The organism is Mesorhizobium sp. L-8-3 (genome assembly GCF_016756615.1).
GTDB lineage: Bacteria > Pseudomonadota > Alphaproteobacteria > Rhizobiales > Rhizobiaceae.
This window is the reverse complement of sequence record NZ_AP023262.1, coordinates 4,461,194-4,477,888: the sequence shown is the minus strand read 5'-3', so window position 1 is coordinate 4,477,888 and position 16,695 is coordinate 4,461,194. Positions and strand designations below refer to the sequence as shown.

The following is a 16,695-nucleotide window of genomic DNA, read 5'->3' as shown; positions in this document are numbered from 1 at the left end:
TACTTTCGCGACGTGTGCTGCCGTAGCGCAATGCGCGGAGAGGGTGTCGGCAGGCGGATGACGGGCCCAGCTCGGCGTTGCCGAGTCCGTTATCTCACTGAAGCAAAACGAATTTCAGCGCTACTTTCACGGCACGGGCAGTGCCGGCGCGGCAAGAAGAGCCTCTCGCCCTGCCCGCACGGAAGAGGTCAGGCAGGCCGAACAGCACTCTTCGGCGCCGTCGTGCCACCGACCCTTCGGCGCGAACTATGACCGCCTACATCCTCAAACGACTCGGCATCGGCGTTGCCACCCTGCTGGTTGCTTCGCTCGTCGTCTTCGCCGTTCTCGAGATCCTGCCCGGCGATCCTGCCCAGCTGATGCTGGGCATGAATGCGACGCCGGATGCGATCGAGGCCCTGCGCCAGCAGATGGGCCTCGACCAGCCGCTGGCGGTTCGCTACCTGAGCTGGCTTGGCGGCATGCTGACGCTCGATCTCGGCCGTTCCTACACTTATTCGGTGCCTGTCATCGACCTGGTCGCGGAACGGGCCGTCGTGTCCCTGCCGCTTGCGGTGATCTCGCTTTTCCTGTCGACGGCGATCGCCATTCCGGTCGGCATCTTCTCGGCCTCACGGCGAGGAAAGGCGGCGGACGCCGTCGCCATGGGAACGGCGCAGCTCGGCGTGGCGATCCCCAATTTCTGGTTCGCGCTGCTGCTGATCTACCTCTTCGCCGTGTGGCTGCGCCTGGTGCCGGCCGGCGGCTTCCCGGGCTGGAGCGCGGGCGTCTGGCCGGCCCTGAAGGCGCTCGTCCTGCCGGCGGTGGCGTTGGCCCTGCCGCAGGCCGCCATCCTCGCCCGGGTGACGCGCTCCGCCCTGCTCGAGGTGCTGAACGAGGACTATATCCGCACCGCGCGCGCCAAGGGCATGCCGCGCCGCTACGTGCTGTGGCGCCATGCGTTGCGCAACGCGATGATACCCGTGCTGACCATAATGGGCTTGCAATTCGCCTTCCTGCTCGCCGGCACGATCATCATCGAGAACGTCTTCTATCTGCCGGGCCTCGGGCGGCTGGTCTTCCAGGCGATCACCCAGCGCGACGTCATCGTCGTCGAAAGCGTGGTCATGCTCCTCGTCGCGGCAGTCATCCTGGTGAATTTCCTCGTCGATCTCTCCTACGCCGTGATCGACCCCAGGCTGAGGACCCGGCAATGACCGACCCTGCATCTGCCGTGAAGGGGGACAGTTTCCTGTCCAAGGCCCTGGCGAGCCGTTCTCTCATGATCGGTCTTTTCATCACCCTGGCCATCGCCGTGATGGCGCTGGTCTCCTTCTTCTGGGTTCCCTATGACGTGACGGTGCTTCCGGTCGCAGACCGGATGAAGCCGCCCTCGTCCGCGCATCTTCTGGGCACCGACCACTTCGGCCGCGATATCCTGTCCATGATCATGGTCGGATCGCGCAACTCGATCGCCGTGGCCCTCGTCGCGGTCGGCATCGGCATGGGGGTCGGCGTGCCGCTCGGCTGCTGGGCTGCGGCCCGCGGCGGTCTGGTCGATGAGGTGCTGATGCGGTTCAACGACCTGGTCTTCGCCTTCCCCGCCTTGCTCTCGGCAATCATGATCACCGCCATCTTCGGGCCCGGCGCCATCAACGCGATCATCGCCATCGGCATCTTCAACATCCCCGTCTTCGCCCGGGTCGCCCGTGCAGGCGCATTGGCGATCTGGCCGCGCGAGTTCATCCTGGCCGCCCGCGCCGCGGGCAAGGGCAGCGCGCTCATCACGATCGAGCACATCCTGCCCAACATCGCGACAATGCTGCTCGTCCAGGGCACCATCCAGTTCGCGCTCGGCATCCTGGCGGAAGCCGGTCTTTCCTATGTCGGCCTCGGCGCCCAGCCGCCCATGCCGAGTTGGGGACGTATGCTGTTCGACGCGCAGACGCGCATGATGGTTGCACCCTATCTCGCCATCTTTCCCGGCATGGCCATCGTCGTGACGGTGCTCGGCCTCAACCTGCTCGGCGACGGCCTCAGCGACGTTCTCGACCCCAAGCTGAGGCGCGAACGGTGAGCCTGCTCGACATACGCAACCTGACGGTCGACATCGCCGGCATTCCGGTGCTGAAGGGCATCGACCTGTCGATCGAACCCGGCGAGGTGATGGGGCTCGTCGGCGAATCCGGCTCCGGCAAGTCGATGACGGCGCTGACCGTCATGCGCCTCCTGCCTCGGTCTGCGCGCGCCGCAGGTCGCGTCGTCTTCGACGGCATCGACCTGCTCACGGCAACCGAGGACCAGATGTGCGCGCTGCGCGGCAACGAGATCGGCATGGTCTTCCAGGAGCCGATGACCGCGCTCAATCCCGTCAAGACGATCGGCGAGCAAGTCGCCGAAGGGATACGCTGGCACACGGGCGCCAGTCGCGGCGATGCCGAGGACAGGGCTCGCAGGATCCTCGACCGGGTCGGCCTGCCGGAAGCGAAGTTCCCCCTCTCCCGCTATCCGCATGAGCTTTCCGGCGGCCAGCGGCAGCGTGTCGTCATCGCGATAGCCTGCGCGCTGAAGCCGAAGCTGCTGATCGCCGACGAGCCGACCACCGCGCTCGACGTGGTCCTCCAGAAGCAGATCCTCGAACTGCTGCGCGACCTGGTCGACGAGGCCAGGATGGGGCTTCTGCTCATCTCGCACGACCTCGCCGTCGTCACCGACATGTCCGACCGCGTTACCATCATGCGCCACGGCGAGGTGATGGAGGCCGGCGAGACCGCGCCGACGCTCTCCGGACAGGCCCATCCCTATACGCGCCAACTGGCGCTTGCCTCGGTACATGTTCCGGCCCGCCCCAAGGTCCATTCCAGCAGCGGGTCCACGGGCCGGCTGCTCGAACTCAGCGACGTGACGCGCGACTATCCGGGCCGGAGGACCTCGCTGTTCAAATCAGGCGCACCGGTGCGGGCGGTGAACGGCGTGTCCTTCTCTCTGGCCGAAGGCCAGTCGACAGCTCTGGTCGGGCGCTCGGGTTGCGGAAAGTCGACGCTCGCGCGGATGATCCTCGCTCTCGACAAGCCGACGGGCGGCAGCATCCGCTTCATGGGCGCCGACCTCGCAGGCAGGACCGAGGCCGAGCTGAAGCCGGCACGGCGCAACATGCAGGTCGTCTTCCAGGACCCTTACGGTTCCTTCGACCCGCGCCACAAGGTGGAACGCCTGGTCGCGGAGCCCCTGCATCTGCTCGAGCAGAAGCCGTCACCGGCCGAGCGGCGCGAGCGGGTGGCGGCCGCACTTCACGAGGTCGGGCTCTCGCCGCGCGACATGGACAAGTACCCGCACGAATTCTCGGGCGGCCAGCGCCAGCGCATCTCGATCGCGCGCGCCATCATCACGCGCCCCAAGCTGGTGGTGGCGGACGAGCCGGTTTCGGCGCTCGACGTCTCGATCCGCGCCCAGGTCCTCGACCTCTTCGCCGACCTCAACCAGCGGCTGGGCGTCGCCTACCTGTTCATCACCCACGATCTCACCGTCGCGCGCGCCATCACCGACGACGTCATGGTTATGGACGAAGGCCAGATCGTGGAGGCGGGCAAGACCACGCAGGTGCTCGACAATCCGCAGTCGCAGGCGGCCAGGGACCTGGTCGACGCCGCGCCCGACCTGCACCGGGCCATCGCGCGGAAGCTGCAGGAACAGGGATGAGCGAATAGCCAATGGCCAAAAGCGAAAGAACCCGAACTGCCGTCCGCGCACCTTTTCCCTGTTCGCTACTCGCTATTCGCTATTTGCTCGCTGCTGGCTTCACGACATCGACCGGGCTGAGGCCCAGCATTTCGAGCGTACGGCGGAGCAGACGCACTTCGTTCTCCGCAAGCTGCTGGTCGGCCTTGGCGATGTCGGCCATGTGCTGCGCCAGGAGCCGTCGCCGATCGTCATCCAGGTCCTGGAACATCGCAACGGCCTGGGAGCCGTTCGTCTCGTATCCGAACTCGTTAAGGTAATCGATCACCGAGTCCATGCTCGCTTCCGGGATGCCGAAGGAGTCACGGCAGATCCGCCGCAGCGTCTCCATTTCGGCATCGCTGACGGAACCATCGGCGAGGATCATGCGGAAGAGGAGCAGAAGTTCGGCGGAGAGCACGGGATCGTCGGCCACCTTGCGTACGCCCGGGTCACCCTCGAAAAGCGAACGGATCCTGGCCAACATTCCCTGAGACATGTTTGTGTCGCTCCACAGACCGGAAAGCCGGAACCTATAGCATCGAACCGGGGAGCGGAACGGTTTTTCGGAAGGCTGCTATCGCGAAATCGGCCTTGCGAAAGGAGCCGGCCTGTGGTCGAAGCACAAAGGCTCACCGCTGGCCATCCGCCCCGAAATGTTCGATCTCTCGACTGAACTCGTCCTCCTGCTTGCGATTGCCGCTTTCGGCGCCGGCTTCATCGATTCCATCGCGGGCGGCGGCGGGCTGATCACGGTTCCGGCCCTCATGCTCGCCGGCTTCAGCCCGGTCGAGGCGCTCGGCACCAACAAGCTTCAGGGGTTGTTCGGGACCGGTTCCGCCACGATCGCCTACGCCTCCAAGGGGCATGTGGACCTGGGAAAGCAGCTTCCGTCGGCGTTTCTTTCGGTCGTCGGCAGCGTGGCTGGTGCGCTGCTGGCGACGGTGCTGCCCGGCGATCTCCTGCGCCTCGCGCTGCCCTTCATGCTGATCGCGATTGCTCTCTATTTCGCACTGAAGCCGAACATGAACGACATCGACCGGGCCGAGCGCCTGTCGCCCCTTCTGTTGGGCCTGCTCATCGTCCCTGCGATCGGCTTCTATGACGGGTTGTTCGGCCCCGGCGCCGGCTCCTTCTTCATGCTCGCCTTCGTGTCGCTTGCCGGCTACGGCGTGCTCAAGGCGACCGCTCACACCAAGCTGCTGAATTTCGCTTCCAACCTCGGCGGCTTCGGCGCCTTCGCTGCGGCCGGGGTGATCTCGTGGAAGATCGGGCTGATGATGGGACTGTGCCAGTTCCTCGGCGCGCGCGCCGGCGCCGGCCTGGCTATGCGGATCGGCGCCAGGCTGATCAAGCCGCTGCTCGTACTCACCTGTATCGCGCTGGCCGTGAAGCTTCTCGCCGATCCGACCCACCCGCTGCGGCTGCTGATCGGCGTTTGAGCCTGCGGCCGAAATCTGACGACTGAGTGGGATTATCCGTCCCGAGCGGCCACGGTCTCAGGCGAGGTCCGTGTGGGCAAAGTCGTCGCCCTTATAGAGCAGCGAGACATTGAGCGACTTGGCACAGGCGTAGGCAAAGCAATCGCCGAAATTGAGATCCGCGACATGACCGACGGCTTTGCCGTATGTCGCGCTGGCGTCCAATGCTCTCCTGCCGATCTCACCCGATATCGACACCTCCTCAGCCTCGAGATCCTCTACGAACGCATCGATGGCCGCTTGCGCCTGTTTCAGCAGCGTCGGCGACGGTCGCGCAATGGATCCCTTCGCCGTCGCCTTCAGGCGTGCAAGCGCCACGGTCGCCTCGAACTTCACCAGCGGGGAAACGAAGAACCGCCCGCCGGCCGCAGCCAGTCGCTTCTCGATCTCCTCGTGCCCCGGCTCGCGTCCCAGGATCGCGACGACGACCGACGCATCGATGAACATCAAGCGTCGCCCCACATCTCGTCGGTAAAGTGCTTCATGTCGAAGCTGGGATCGCCGGGTCCCATGGCATCGGCAAGCGCCTTTGAACGGTCAAGGCGCTCCCTTAGCGGGAGCGCGCTTCGTGCCCGCGCGAGCCGATCCCTCAAGGCTTGGCGAACTGCTTCGGTCTTGGTGGGTGCTTGCGTCAGCCTGCGAACTTCTTCGGCCAGTGCATCAACTTCCGCATCCCGGATAAACAGCGCCATGGATATCTCCCTTCGTATATCCATATATCACACTGAAGATATGCTGTCCATGCGCTCTGCCTGCCTCTTCCTGACGGCTCCATTCGATCCTATTCTCGCCGGAGATCAAGGCGCGAGGATCTGATGTCATCGGCATCGAGGCCATCGACGGGAAGCCAGGCCGGCAGCCCCTTCGTGCTGGAGCGGAAAATCCCGCCCGAGCTCGACGGCATGGTCGAGCGTTTGATCGGATACCAGGAGCACGGCCGGGCCATCACGGGCAACGTCGAGACGGCCACGCTGGCCGTGCCCCTGGTCATCAGTTTCGGGGAAGCCTTCGAGATCGGTCTGGGCCACGAGCCCGGTTCCGACGATCGTTATGGCAGCTTTGCGGCCGGTCTCTACGCCGGTCCCGTGGTGATCACGTCGACCGGCGGCGCGGAGTGCATCCAGATCGACTTCACGCCGCTTGGCGCCTGGCGTTTCTTCGGCCTGCCGATGAGCGAACTCGCCGACCGGATGGTGGCTCTCGACGATCTCGGCGACAAGGATATGAGGCGCCTGCGCCAACGGCTATGGGAAGAGCGTGACTGGCAGCGCCGGCTCGATCTCGCCGAGAGCTACGTCGTTGAAAGGATCCGACGCGCGCGGCAAGCCGATCCGGCTCTTCATTGGGCCTATCAGCGCATGCTCGCCCGCCGGGGTGACCTCCGCATCGCCGATGTCGCACGAGAGCTCGACTGGAGCCGCAAGCACCTGTCGCAGCGGTTCCAGGCGCAACTTGGCCTTCCGCCCAAGGTGATCGCCCGCATGATCCGCTTCCAGGCGGCGCTCGCGATGGCACGTTGCGAGGGCGAAGTCGACTGGGCCGACATTGCCGCGGCCTGCGGCTACGCCGACCAGGCGCATCTGACACGCGACTTCTCCGAATTCGCCGGCGCCAGCCCGTCCCGGTGGCGGGCCCAGGCTGCCTGAGCGCGGTTACAATTCTTCAAGACGGCAGTTCGGGTTCCTGCGACCATTCAGGCCGACGAAACCGCTGGCATGAGGAGAATAGTCATGACCGAAGCCCCGCGCATTTTCCCGACCTTCCGCTACCGCGATCCCGCACGAATGATCGACTGGCTGGTGGAAGCCTTCGGCTTCACCTTGCGTGTGCGATACGGTGAAGGCGACGACGTCCACCATGCCGAACTCGCCTTCGGGTCTTCGATGATCATGGTCGGCCACACGCGCGAGGATGAATATGGCGCGATCGTCGGCCTGCCCGGCGAGAATGGCGGCAAGTCGGTCTACATCGCCGTCAATGACGCCGACGCGCTTTATGCGCGCGCCAAGGCGGCAGGGGCGAAGATCGAACAGGAACTGAATGACAAGGACTACGGCAGCCGGGATTTCATCTGCCGCGACCCGGAAGGTAATGTCTGGTCGTTCGGCACCTACTGGCCGAAGGCTGGGGACCCAGCCTGAGCCCTACCGAGCCGCGGCGAAGAGCGCGTCGCAGTCGAGATGCCTTTCGAGATGCTCGGCAATGGCGTCGAGCGCATCCTCGACTGCGGCCCTGTAGTCGATGCCGCCATCGGCCACCCCCAGGCTGGCGAGATAGCGGCGGCGAAACGCGTCGGCGCCGAACAGCCCATGGAGATAGGTACCGAAGACCTTGCCGTCAAACGATGTCGCGCCGTCCTCGACACCGTCGATGACGGCCGCCGGGCGCAGGCAATCCGGGCCGACGGTGCGGCCGAGGTGGATTTCGTAGCCTTCGAGCGCGGTATCGAAATGGGTCGAGCGTGCGGTGACGTTGCGCACCGTCTTCTCGGGTTCCATGACGGTCTCGACATCGAGCAGGCCGAGGCCCGGTGCTTCCGTGACCTTGCCCTCAATGCCGTCGGGATCGCGCACAACGCGGCCGAGCATCTGATACCCGCCGCAGATGCCGACCACATGGCCGCCGCGGCGGCGATGCTCGGCAAGATCGCGATCCCAGCCGTTCTCGCGGAAACGGATCAGGTCGCCGATCGTCGATTTCGAGCCGGGGATGACGACGAGCCCGGCATCGTCAGGCAGCCGGCTGCCCGGCGGCACGAACACGACCTCGACCCGTGGCTCGGCCTTCAGCGGGTCGAGATCGTCGAAATTGGCGATCCTGTCGAGCATCGGCACGGCCACCTTCAACGCCCTTTGCTCGCCCGAGGCCAACCTCTCGAGCACCACCGAATCCTCCGACGGCAGCAGCGCCGCCTCCTTGAGCCAGGGCACGATGCCGAAACACGGCCATCCCGTGAACTTCCCGATCGCGGTGAGGCCGCTGTCGAACAGGGTCACGTCTCCACGGAACTTGTTGATGAGATAGCCCACGATCATCCGCCGGTCGGTCTCCGGAAGGATGAGATGCGTTCCCGCGATCGAGGCGATGACGCCGCCGCGATCGATGTCTCCGACCAGTACGACGGGACAGTCCGCGCGTGTGGCAAAACCCATATTGGCGATGTCGCGGTCGCGCAGATTGATCTCGGCCGGCGAGCCCGCGCCCTCGACGATGACGAGGTCGGCGCCCTCGCCCACCTTGCGCCAGGAGTCGAGCACCGCATCCATCAGCTTCGGCTTCAGTTGCTGATAGTCGCGGGCCCGTGCCTGGCCGAAGACCTTGCCCTGGACGACGACCTGCGCGCCGATGTCGCTTTGTGGCTTGAGCAGCACGGGGTTCATGTGGATCGAGGGCGCAACGCCGCAGGCGATCGCCTGAAGCCATTGCGCGCGACCGATCTCACCCCCGCCGCTTTCGCCGGGAATGTCGGCCACCGCCGCATTGTTCGACATGTTCTGCGGTTTGAACGGCCGCACACGCAATCCCCGCCTGCGCGCCGCACGGCAAAGTCCGGCCACCAGGACGGTCTTGCCGACATCCGACCCCGTGCCTTGCAGCATGATCGCCTTGGCCATCGCGCCCTTCTCTTTCAGTTGCTGACGACGGGCTTCTGGGCCAGGGGGCCGCCCCGCCAGAGATAGAGAGCGAGCAGCGGCTCCGCCCTCGTACGCATCGCATGATTGACGTTGGAGGGATGATGGATCACCTCGCCAGCGCCCCTCGGCAGGTAGCCGCTCGCTTCCTTGCGCCATTCGGCCCCGCCGGTGAGCGGAACATAGATCTCCTCCGCCACATGGTGATGGTCGGGATAAACCACTTCCGGGCCGAGAATCAGAAAGCCTGCTGCGACGTTCTCATTGGCGAAATGGCCCCGCGTGCCAAAAAGCTCCAGCCAGCCGTAACTATCGACGAAATGCTGGCCGAAGTCGGCAGCCGTGTAGGTCTGCTGCCAAAGCAGCGCTTGCCGGTGCTCCGCCAGGAAGCGGACAAGCCGCAGTGCTTCGGGCCGTGCGATCTCCGCGACACGATCGAGATAGCCGAGGCAGGCAAGCGTTCCGGGCTCCACGGCGCGCGCCGCCATGTCCCAGCTGATCTCGCTCACAAAGCTCGCCAGCGGCTCGGCCGGGAAGGCTCCAAGATGCTCCCGGAACAGTTGCAACAGGGTCTGGGGGATCGTCGTCGCCATCATCCGTATCTTCGCACATCGGCTCCGCAGCGGGTCGGATTGCGCTGCGGCATCATTGCTCTAGATTGCGTCATACGAAAAGCAAGACCTGCCGGGGAGGCCGCCATGGACGCAGCGATCGAAGCGACCGCCGGACAATTCGAGCTCAACGAGGATCAGCGCGCCATTCAGGAGATGGCGGAGGCCTTCGCCGCCGACCGGGTGGCCCCCAATGCGCTCGAGTGGGACCGCAAGAAGCATTTCCCCGCGGATGTGATCCGCGAGACCGGCCCGCTGGGCCTCGGGGGAATCTATATCCGCGACGATGTCGGGGGCTCCGCGCTCGGAAGGCTCGACGCAGTCCTGATATTCGAAGCACTTTCCAGGGCCTGCCCCGCCTTCGCCTCCTTCATCTCGATCCACAACATGGCAGCATGGATGATCGACAGCTTCGGCAATGACGAGCAGCGCCATCGCTTCCTTCCCAAGCTGACCTCCATGGAATGGCTGGCATCCTATTGCCTGACCGAGCCGGGATCGGGATCCGACGCCGCGGCGCTGAAGACGCGCGCGACCCGCAGCGGCGGCAACGGCAGCGACTATGTGCTGAACGGCGCCAAGCAGTTCATCTCCGGCGCCGGCGACAGCGACGTCTATGTGACCATGGTGCGCACCGGCGAGGACGGACCGAAGGGCATCTCGACCCTCGTTATCCCGAAGGACGCGCCCGGCCTTTCCTTCGGCGCGGTCGAGAACAAGATGGGCTGGCACATGCAGCCGACCCGTCAGGTCATCTTCGAGGACTGCAAGGTTCCGACCGAGAACCTGCTCACCGGCGAAGGCTCGGGCTTCCGCATCGCCATGGCCGGCCTTGACGGCGGCCGGCTCAACATCGCGGCCTGCTCGCTGGGTGGAGCGCAATCCGCGCTCGACAAGGCGCTCGCCTATGCCGGCGAACGGTCGGCCTTCGGGCAGAAGATCAACCAGTTCCAGTCGCTGCAGTTCAAGCTTGCCGACATGGAGACCGGGCTGCAGGCCGCCCGCGTGCTTCTTTACACCGCGGCCTCGAAGCTCGACCGCAAGACGCATGACGCCTCGAAATGGTCGGCCATGGCCAAGCGCTTCGTCACCGACACCGGCTTCGACGTCGCCAACGACGCCCTGCAGATCCACGGCGGCTACGGCTACCTGCACGACTACGGCATCGAGAAGCTGGTTCGCGACCTTCGCGTCCACCAGATTCTCGAAGGCACCAACGAGATCATGCGCGTCATCATCGCGCGCCATCTGATCGGCCGCTGAGGCGGCGAGGAATCCGGAGAACAGACATGACCACGATCGCTTTCATCGGCCTCGGCAATATGGGCAACCCCATGGCCGCCAATCTGGTCAAGGCCGGGCACACCGTGCAAGGCTTCGACCTCTTGCCGGAGAACCTCACCGTGGCGCGCGAGCATGGCGTGACCGTGATGGCGAACGCCGCGGCCGCCGTGAAGCACGCGGAGGTGGTGATCACCATGCTGCCGGCCGGCAAGCATGTGCTGTCGGTCTATGAGGACATCGCCGCCGGGGCCCCGGCGGGCACGCTGTTCATCGACTGTTCGACGATCGACGTGGAATCGGCCCGCAAGGCACACGCGATCGCCGCCAGGCACAAGCTGCTCTCGATCGACGCGCCGGTCTCCGGCGGAACGGGCGGAGCCGCGGCCGGCACCCTGACCTTCATGGCCGGCGGCTCCAGGGAGGCCTTCGCCAAGGCCGAGCCGGTGCTGAACCCCATGGCGGGGCGCGTCGTCCATTGCGGCGATGCCGGCGCTGGCCAGGCGGCGAAGATCTGCAACAACATGATCCTCGGGATTTCCATGATCGGCGTCGGCGAGGCCTTCGTGCTCGCCGAGAAGCTCGGCCTCTCCCATCAGGCGCTCTACGACGTGGCCTCTACCTCGTCTGGCCAGTGCTGGTCGCTGACCAGCTACTGCCCGGTGCCCGGGCCCGTGCCCAACTCCCCCGCCAACCGCGACTACAAACCCGGCTTCGCCGCCGCCCTGATGTTGAAGGATCTGAAACTCTCCCAGGAAGCCGCGCAGGCATCCGGCGCAATCACGCCGCTCGGCGCGGAAGCGACCCAGCTTTATGCCCTGTTCAACGCTGCGGGCCATGGCGGAACCGATTTCTCCGGCATCATCCGCTTCCTGCGGGGTGACGCATGGTAAGCTTGCGAAGACAGGCTTCCGAGCAAAAAAGCCACAAATTTAGAATTGCTTAAGGTCTCGATAACCGCGCGGTAACGATGTTCCTGTAGAACGGATGACGAGGCGGCGATCGCAACCGCCCCCGCTCCGGATCAGGTCTCGCGTACCGGAGCCGTATCATTGCCGAGTGAGTATGCGTCGGCCTTGCGTTGTTTGGCGAAGCCGTGCTTCCCCGATGGGGCAGCGCGGTTTTCGCGTTTTGGGGCCCACACCTCGACCTGGCGTCTGAAGGCCATCTGGCGGAACTGGCAACTCTGATTAGGTCATGTACTCATAATTTTGATGGCGTGGCGCATCGATGTTGGAGTTGCTGCTCAGCAACGAAATGACGCGACGGATCAATAGGAGGCCGCATTCGAAGGAATACCGCCCGCTATTCTCGGGAAATGCAAGCTCATCCAATCGGTTCTCAATTCGGAGGCCGCATATATCTCGTTGACACTAATCGTCCCTGGGCCCACGATTCGCCACGCGCTGTGCAGATTGCAGACGCCGGCCACTTTTGGGGCGCGACGATGTCGCTGTCCGGGACCCCTCGTAGTCTGCCGCGCGTGCTGCGACTTACGGAACAGGAGACGCACATGAGCGCTACGGGCTCCGTCCCTACATCGACTTTCATGGCGGGCGACGGCAGCGGTTACGAGCGCCAAATGGGGCGCTGGAGCCGCATACTGGCACCATTGTTCGTCGACTTCGCCGGCATCAGCGAGGGCGAACATGTCCTTGATGTTGGCTGCGGCACCGGGAGCTTGGCGTTCACACTCTCCCAGAACCCAAACGTGAGAAACATCAGCGCGATCGACTATTCGCCGATCTATGTCGAATATGCCAAGCGCCTCAACAAGGATCCTCGCGTTCAGTTTCAAGTTGGCGACGCGTGCGCGCTGCCATTCGAGGATGCCACCTTCGATCACTGCGCGTCGCTCTTGGTTCTGGCCTTCATTCCTCGAGCGGACCTCGCCGTGCGCGAGATGCGACGCGTGACTCGGCCCGGTGGAACCGTTGCTGGTTCAATGTGGGATGCTCGAGGTGGATTGATAATGTCTCGCATATTCTGGGATACCGCTGCGATGCTTGATCAACGGGCCGTCGAGCGCCGGGCAAGGGCTTACTCGCGGCCAATGACGCGACCTGGCGATCTCGCGCGCGCCTGGCGGGATGCCGGCTTCCGGGACACAAGCGACGCCATGATCACCATTCGAATGGATTTCGCCGACTTCGAAGATTTCTGGACGCCGATGGAAGGCAAAGACGGGCCGTTCGCTGAATATGTCAGCACACTATCGATTGAAGGAAGAAGCAAACTGCGAGATGCGGTCAGATTAGCGTACCTCGATGGCGAAAATGACGGTGCTCGCTCCTATGCCGCCACTGCGTGGGTCGTCAAAGGTCGGGTGCCTGAGCAATAGCCCCGGCTAGCCTCTCCCCTGACTCGGGTGCCTCTGTTCAGCTTGCGTCGCCGCCGAGAGGCGAATTTTCCAGGAACTCTCAATGGATCCCGACGTGCTCGGCAACACGGCCAAGGACACCGTGAAGTACTGCGCGGAGAGCCAGGAGATAAGCGTTGTCAACGCCACCAAGGAAGTGACAGCGCAGCAACGCTACCCACGCGGCTCGAACTGTGGGTCGACCGGCGGGCGCAGCCCGTTCGCCAACCGGTTGGTCTGGTTCGCCATGCCGACGACGGCGAGCAGTTCCATGAGCTGCGCCTCGCTCATGCCCTTGGCCCGCGCAGAGGCCGTATGCGAATAGGTGCAGTATTCGCAGCCATTGGTCGCGGACACCGCGATATAGAGCATCTCCTTGACCAGAGGATCGAGCGCGCCCGGCGCCATCACCTGCTTCAGGTCCTCCCATGTACGCCTGAGCAGGGCCGGGTCATGGGCGAGGACCTTCCAGAAATTGTTGATCCAGTCGACCTTGCGCGTCCGCATGATGTCGTCATAGACGGCTCTGACCTCGTCGCTCGCCGCCTCATATTCGATCGGCGGGACAACAGGTTTTCCGGTCATGGTCGCCTCCTCTGTCGGCGGAACATCGCGGGCAGGACGCAGATGCGCCCTGCCCTCTGATACCAGTGGCACTGGATGTTGACACATCCAGGTAAGGTGGATGCTGCACATCCACCTTACCTCAATCGCCGGCGCGGCCCTCCGGGCCGCTTTGGCTTTCGCGCCAACGGGCGTGGGCCACGCGGTCGCGCGCTCCAGCGGTCGATATCGTCGACCGCTGGCATGACAACTATTTCGAGCGGAAGAGATCCGCCTTGGCGAGATCGAGCGCCTTGCGGATGCGTTCGCAGGCGAGGTCGATCGTGTCGCGGGTCCAGATCAGCGGCGGCGACATGATCATCGTGTCGCCGGTGGCGCGCAGCATCATGCCGTTGGCGATCGCATGGTCGCGCACCACGACAGCGGCACTGCCCGACGGCTCGAAGCGTTCCTTGGTCGCCTTGTCCTTGACGATCTCGATGGCGCCCATGAGACCGATCGCACGCACCTCGCCGACGATGTCGTGGTCACCAAGATGCTCCTGCAGCGCCTTGGCGAAATAGGGACCGGTGTCGTTCTTGACGCGTTCGACCAGGCCTTCGCGCTGGATGATCTCGATGTTCTCCAACCCCACCGCGCAGGCCACGGGATGCCCCGAATAGGTGTAGCCGTGATAGAACTCGCCGCCCTTCTCGACCAGTGTGGCGGCGATACGATCGCCGACCAGGAGCGCCGACAGGGGCTGGTACCCTGAGGTCAGCGCCTTGGCCGTGGTGATGGTATCGGGCTCGAGGTCGAAGGTCTGGGCTGCGAACCACTCGCCGGTGCGTCCGTAACCGGTGATCACCTCGTCCAGCATCAAAAGCACGTCGTATTTGCGGCAGATGCGCTGGACTTCCGGCCAATAGCTCGCAGGCGGTATCTTGACGCCACCCGCCCCCATGACCGGCTCGCCGATGAAGGCCGCGACATTGTCGGCGCCCGCCTCGAGGATTGCATCCTCGACGGCCTTGGCCGCACGCAGCCCGAAATCGTGGTCGTTCTCACCCGGCAACGCGAGTTCATAGGCGTAGGGCATCATGACATGCACGACGTTCGGCACGGCGCCGCCAAGCTGCTCGTGCATGCCGCCCATGCCGCCCAGCGACGCGCCGGCGATTGTCGAGCCGTGATAGGCCATGTTGCGCGAGATGATGCGGTTCTTCTGCGGCTTGCCTTGCAGTGCCCAGAAGTGGCGCACCAGGCGCAAGGCCGTATCGTTGGCCTCGGACCCTGACGAGCCGTAGAATACCTGGTTGATGTTGTCAGGCGCGAGCTCGGCGATCTTCTTGGCGAGCAGCACCGGCGTCGGCGTCGTGCAGCGGAAGAAGGAGTTGTAGAACGGCAGCTCCTTCATCTGTCTGTAGGCCGCTTCGGCCAGCTCGTTGCGGCCGTAGCCGACATTGACGCACCACAGGCCCGCCATGCCGTCGAGGATCTCGTTGCCTTCCGAATCGTAGATGTACGGTCCATCGGCGTGGGTGATCATGCGGGATCCCGCCGCGCGCAGGTCCTTGTGGTCGGTGAAGGGATGGAGATGATGCGCGGCGTCGATCGCCTGCAACTGCTTCAGCGAATAATTCTGATAGGTCATGGATTTAGCCTCTTCTCTTGAATCGGTCCGGCAGCGTTGCCGGGATGGATCCTCAGAAAAGAGCGGGCGGCGAGTAGCCGATGCGGGCGCACAGCCGCAACAGCTCCGCATGCCGTGTGCGCGGGGACGGCGTTACGGCGGTGCCTGGCGTGCGGAGATGGGCGTCGAAGGCGCTCATGAGCGCACACTAGCCGAGACTGGTTCGATGCTTCAAGCAGTTACCGGCCCCACGCGCTCCGGCGCCCGGTCTGAAGCAGGGCGAGAACGAAACACAATGAGCCTAGAGCGAGCGGCAGCCCCTGAGTTCCTACGATGTCCATGACGGCACCAGTGACAGGCGGACCGGCGATGCCGCCCACACCCCAGAACAGCGCAAAGGCCGCATTGCCGGCGATCAGCATCGGCCCGCTGAACCTGTTCGCCAGCTCGATCAGCGCCATCGTATAGATGCCGAAAGATATGGCTCCCAACACGAAGGCGAGCGGCCATATCAGCGGGGTCGCAAACAGGAAAGGCAGCAGCAGGCAGCCGAGCGCCGACCCCGCCGCGCAGAGTGCGAGCCCCTTCGCGGGCCCGAGCCGTTCGGCGACCATGCCAAGCGGAACCTGCAAGGCGATGTTGCCGGCGACGAAGACGGCGAGCAACGTGGCGGTCGCTGCCTCCGTATTGCCGTAGCTGCGCGCATAGACCGACGTCAACGACAACAGGGATTGCTCGAAGGCAGCAGCGACGGTCACGGCGAGGAGAAGCAGCGCCGCGAGCGGAATGAAGCGAGCGAGCGAGGCGTCGCCGTCGGCGTCGTGGAACTCCGGCAGGCGCGGCAAGACCGCTCCGAGACAGAAGGTGCAGAGACCGAAGGCTGCGATGCCGACGAGGAACGGCGTCCAGCCTTGTGTTCCGGCAATCGACAGGATCAGCGGGCCGGTGGCGAAGCCGGCGGAGACGACCGCGGTGTAGGCGCCCATGATCCGGCCGCGGCTGGACGGCGGCGCCAGCATGAGCATCCAGGTCTCGCTGATCACGTAGAGCGGATTGATCGAGAAGCCGAGCAGGAAACGCAGCGGGAACCAGAGCCAGACATCCCGCGTCCAGCCGATCAGGGCCAGCAGCGTCGCGCCCAGGAAAGCACAGACGAGCGCCGTACGCGCTGCCCCGAAACGCCGCACCAGCGACGGGATGACCGGCGCCGACACGATGAAGCCGAGCGGTGTCATGGCTGCCGACAGCCCGATCAGGCTCGATGACGCGCCCTGCCGCTCAAGGATGAAGCTGAGCAAAGGATAGCTGAGGCCCTGCGCGATCGCGAACACGGAAACCGTCGCGATGACGCCGGTGAGCGCCGGCCATGGTGTCTTTTCCGCGACGCCCAAATCCTGTCTCCCTCAGACGCCGCACGCACCAGGCGAGCAGAGCCGCAGGGCATCAATGCCACGCCGCG

17 protein-coding genes are annotated in these 16,695 nt (G+C 64.7%); 9 read left to right on the top strand and 8 right to left on the bottom strand.

All coding sequences use genetic code 11. The annotated features are described in order from the left end of the window. Positions 1–248: 248 nt before the first annotated feature. The 3 genes from JN302_RS20725 to JN302_RS20715 are packed head-to-tail and all read left to right on the top strand — an operon-like array spanning position 249 to position 3,678. Positions 249–1,196, top strand: a complete 948-nt coding sequence (locus tag JN302_RS20725; RefSeq protein WP_202328839.1) for an ABC transporter permease — start codon at positions 249–251, stop codon at positions 1,194–1,196. After that, on the top strand, positions 1,193–2,056 hold the full coding sequence (locus tag JN302_RS20720; RefSeq protein ID WP_202328838.1) for an ABC transporter permease: 864 nt from the start codon (positions 1,193–1,195) through the stop codon (positions 2,054–2,056). Before JN302_RS20725 ends, JN302_RS20720 begins: the two co-directional genes overlap by 4 nt. Continuing rightward, on the top strand, positions 2,053–3,678 hold the full coding sequence (locus JN302_RS20715; RefSeq protein ID WP_202328837.1) for an ABC transporter ATP-binding protein: 1,626 nt from the start codon (positions 2,053–2,055) through the stop codon (positions 3,676–3,678). Before JN302_RS20720 ends, JN302_RS20715 begins: the two co-directional genes overlap by 4 nt. 79 nt (positions 3,679–3,757) lie before the next feature. On the opposite strand, the gene JN302_RS20710 is transcribed toward JN302_RS20715, so the two are convergent. Further along, the gene (locus JN302_RS20710) at positions 3,758–4,195 is read right to left on the bottom strand and encodes a TerB family tellurite resistance protein (protein WP_202304589.1); all 438 of its coding nucleotides are present in this window, start codon (positions 4,193–4,195) and stop codon (positions 3,758–3,760) included. 157 nt (positions 4,196–4,352) lie between these two features. Between JN302_RS20710 and JN302_RS20705 the strand changes: the two genes are divergently transcribed. Next, positions 4,353–5,138 carry a TSUP family transporter gene (locus tag JN302_RS20705; RefSeq protein WP_202328836.1) on the top strand — a complete coding sequence of 262 codons (786 nt, stop codon included), beginning with the start codon at positions 4,353–4,355 and terminating at the stop codon, positions 5,136–5,138. A 57-nt stretch (positions 5,139–5,195) separates the two neighbouring features. Here the strand turns inward: JN302_RS20705 and JN302_RS20700 are convergent, their stop codons facing one another. Together JN302_RS20700 and JN302_RS20695 are read right to left on the bottom strand one after the other, a co-directional pair. Continuing rightward, positions 5,196–5,624 (bottom strand): type II toxin-antitoxin system VapC family toxin, encoded by a 429-nt coding sequence (locus JN302_RS20700; RefSeq protein WP_202328832.1) that lies wholly within the window; start codon positions 5,622–5,624, stop codon positions 5,196–5,198. Continuing rightward, positions 5,624–5,869, bottom strand: coding sequence for a type II toxin-antitoxin system VapB family antitoxin (locus JN302_RS20695; protein WP_202328830.1), 246 nt, complete (start codon positions 5,867–5,869; stop codon positions 5,624–5,626). Before JN302_RS20695 ends, JN302_RS20700 begins: the two co-directional genes overlap by 1 nt. A gap of 123 nt (positions 5,870–5,992) precedes the next feature. Here JN302_RS20695 and JN302_RS20690 point away from each other — a divergent pair, with 123 nt between their 5' ends. Both JN302_RS20690 and JN302_RS20685 read left to right on the top strand, forming a co-directional pair. Next, complete coding sequence (locus tag JN302_RS20690) at positions 5,993–6,823, top strand: helix-turn-helix domain-containing protein (protein WP_202328829.1); 831 nt, start codon at positions 5,993–5,995, stop codon at positions 6,821–6,823. A gap of 84 nt (positions 6,824–6,907) precedes the next feature. Continuing rightward, positions 6,908–7,318 carry a VOC family protein gene (locus JN302_RS20685; RefSeq protein WP_244845796.1) on the top strand — a complete coding sequence of 137 codons (411 nt, stop codon included), beginning with the start codon at positions 6,908–6,910 and terminating at the stop codon, positions 7,316–7,318. Positions 7,319–7,321: 3 nt separating this feature from the next. On the opposite strand, the gene JN302_RS20680 is transcribed toward JN302_RS20685, so the two are convergent. Both JN302_RS20680 and JN302_RS20675 read right to left on the bottom strand, forming a co-directional pair. Beyond that, positions 7,322–8,791, bottom strand: a complete 1,470-nt coding sequence (locus JN302_RS20680) for a cobyric acid synthase (RefSeq protein ID WP_202328823.1) — start codon at positions 8,789–8,791, stop codon at positions 7,322–7,324. 14 nt (positions 8,792–8,805) lie between these two features. Further along, positions 8,806–9,405 carry a dimethylsulfonioproprionate lyase family protein gene (locus JN302_RS20675; protein ID WP_244845794.1) on the bottom strand — a complete coding sequence of 200 codons (600 nt, stop codon included), beginning with the start codon at positions 9,403–9,405 and terminating at the stop codon, positions 8,806–8,808. 102 nt (positions 9,406–9,507) lie between these two features. On the opposite strand from JN302_RS20675, the gene JN302_RS20670 reads away from it, so the two are divergent. From JN302_RS20670 to JN302_RS20660, 3 genes are all read left to right on the top strand, one after another. Next, on the top strand, positions 9,508–10,683 hold the full coding sequence (locus tag JN302_RS20670) for an isobutyryl-CoA dehydrogenase (protein ID WP_202328821.1): 1,176 nt from the start codon (positions 9,508–9,510) through the stop codon (positions 10,681–10,683). A 26-nt stretch (positions 10,684–10,709) separates the two neighbouring features. After that, positions 10,710–11,594 carry a 3-hydroxyisobutyrate dehydrogenase gene (gene mmsB / locus JN302_RS20665; protein WP_202328819.1) on the top strand — a complete coding sequence of 295 codons (885 nt, stop codon included), beginning with the start codon at positions 10,710–10,712 and terminating at the stop codon, positions 11,592–11,594. Between the two features lie 620 nt (positions 11,595–12,214). Continuing rightward, entirely contained in the window at positions 12,215–13,042 is an 828-nt protein-coding gene (locus JN302_RS20660) for a class I SAM-dependent methyltransferase (RefSeq protein ID WP_244845792.1), read from the top strand. Between the two features lie 192 nt (positions 13,043–13,234). Here the strand turns inward: JN302_RS20660 and JN302_RS20655 are convergent, their stop codons facing one another. The 3 genes from JN302_RS20655 to JN302_RS20645 all read right to left on the bottom strand — a co-directional run bounded on the left by JN302_RS20655 (position 13,235) and on the right by JN302_RS20645 (position 16,627). Then, on the bottom strand, positions 13,235–13,645 hold the full coding sequence (locus JN302_RS20655) for a carboxymuconolactone decarboxylase family protein (RefSeq protein ID WP_202328816.1): 411 nt from the start codon (positions 13,643–13,645) through the stop codon (positions 13,235–13,237). A 229-nt stretch (positions 13,646–13,874) separates the two neighbouring features. After that, complete coding sequence (locus tag JN302_RS20650; protein ID WP_202328815.1) at positions 13,875–15,257, bottom strand: aspartate aminotransferase family protein; 1,383 nt, start codon at positions 15,255–15,257, stop codon at positions 13,875–13,877. Positions 15,258–15,475: 218 nt separating this feature from the next. Beyond that, positions 15,476–16,627, bottom strand: a complete 1,152-nt coding sequence (locus JN302_RS20645) for an MFS transporter (RefSeq protein WP_202328813.1) — start codon at positions 16,625–16,627, stop codon at positions 15,476–15,478. Between the last annotated feature and the right edge of the window lie 68 nt (positions 16,628–16,695).

What these genes read in the sequence shown, in the direction of transcription:
- JN302_RS20700 (WP_202328832.1), bottom strand. Translation starts at nt 5,624, where the DNA reads ATGTTCATCGATGCGTCGGTCGTCGTCGCGATCCTGGGACGCGAGCCG.
- JN302_RS20680 (WP_202328823.1), bottom strand. Translation starts at nt 8,791, where the DNA reads ATGGCCAAGGCGATCATGCTGCAAGGCACGGGGTCGGATGTCGGCAAG.
- JN302_RS20655 (WP_202328816.1), bottom strand. Translation starts at nt 13,645, where the DNA reads ATGACCGGAAAACCTGTTGTCCCGCCGATCGAATATGAGGCGGCGAGC.
- JN302_RS20670 (WP_202328821.1), top strand. Translation starts at nt 9,508, where the DNA reads ATGGACGCAGCGATCGAAGCGACCGCCGGACAATTCGAGCTCAACGAG.
- mmsB (WP_202328819.1), top strand. Translation starts at nt 10,710, where the DNA reads ATGACCACGATCGCTTTCATCGGCCTCGGCAATATGGGCAACCCCATG.
- JN302_RS20695 (WP_202328830.1), bottom strand. Translation starts at nt 5,869, where the DNA reads ATGGCGCTGTTTATCCGGGATGCGGAAGTTGATGCACTGGCCGAAGAA.
- JN302_RS20710 (WP_202304589.1), bottom strand. Translation starts at nt 4,195, where the DNA reads ATGTCTCAGGGAATGTTGGCCAGGATCCGTTCGCTTTTCGAGGGTGAC.
- JN302_RS20690 (WP_202328829.1), top strand. Translation starts at nt 5,993, where the DNA reads ATGTCATCGGCATCGAGGCCATCGACGGGAAGCCAGGCCGGCAGCCCC.
- JN302_RS20720 (WP_202328838.1), top strand. Translation starts at nt 1,193, where the DNA reads ATGACCGACCCTGCATCTGCCGTGAAGGGGGACAGTTTCCTGTCCAAG.
- JN302_RS20705 (WP_202328836.1), top strand. Translation starts at nt 4,353, where the DNA reads ATGTTCGATCTCTCGACTGAACTCGTCCTCCTGCTTGCGATTGCCGCT.
- JN302_RS20650 (WP_202328815.1), bottom strand. Translation starts at nt 15,257, where the DNA reads ATGACCTATCAGAATTATTCGCTGAAGCAGTTGCAGGCGATCGACGCC.
- JN302_RS20685 (WP_244845796.1), top strand. Translation starts at nt 6,908, where the DNA reads ATGACCGAAGCCCCGCGCATTTTCCCGACCTTCCGCTACCGCGATCCC.
- JN302_RS20660 (WP_244845792.1), top strand. Translation starts at nt 12,215, where the DNA reads ATGAGCGCTACGGGCTCCGTCCCTACATCGACTTTCATGGCGGGCGAC.
- JN302_RS20675 (WP_244845794.1), bottom strand. Translation starts at nt 9,405, where the DNA reads ATGATGGCGACGACGATCCCCCAGACCCTGTTGCAACTGTTCCGGGAG.
- JN302_RS20725 (WP_202328839.1), top strand. Translation starts at nt 249, where the DNA reads ATGACCGCCTACATCCTCAAACGACTCGGCATCGGCGTTGCCACCCTG.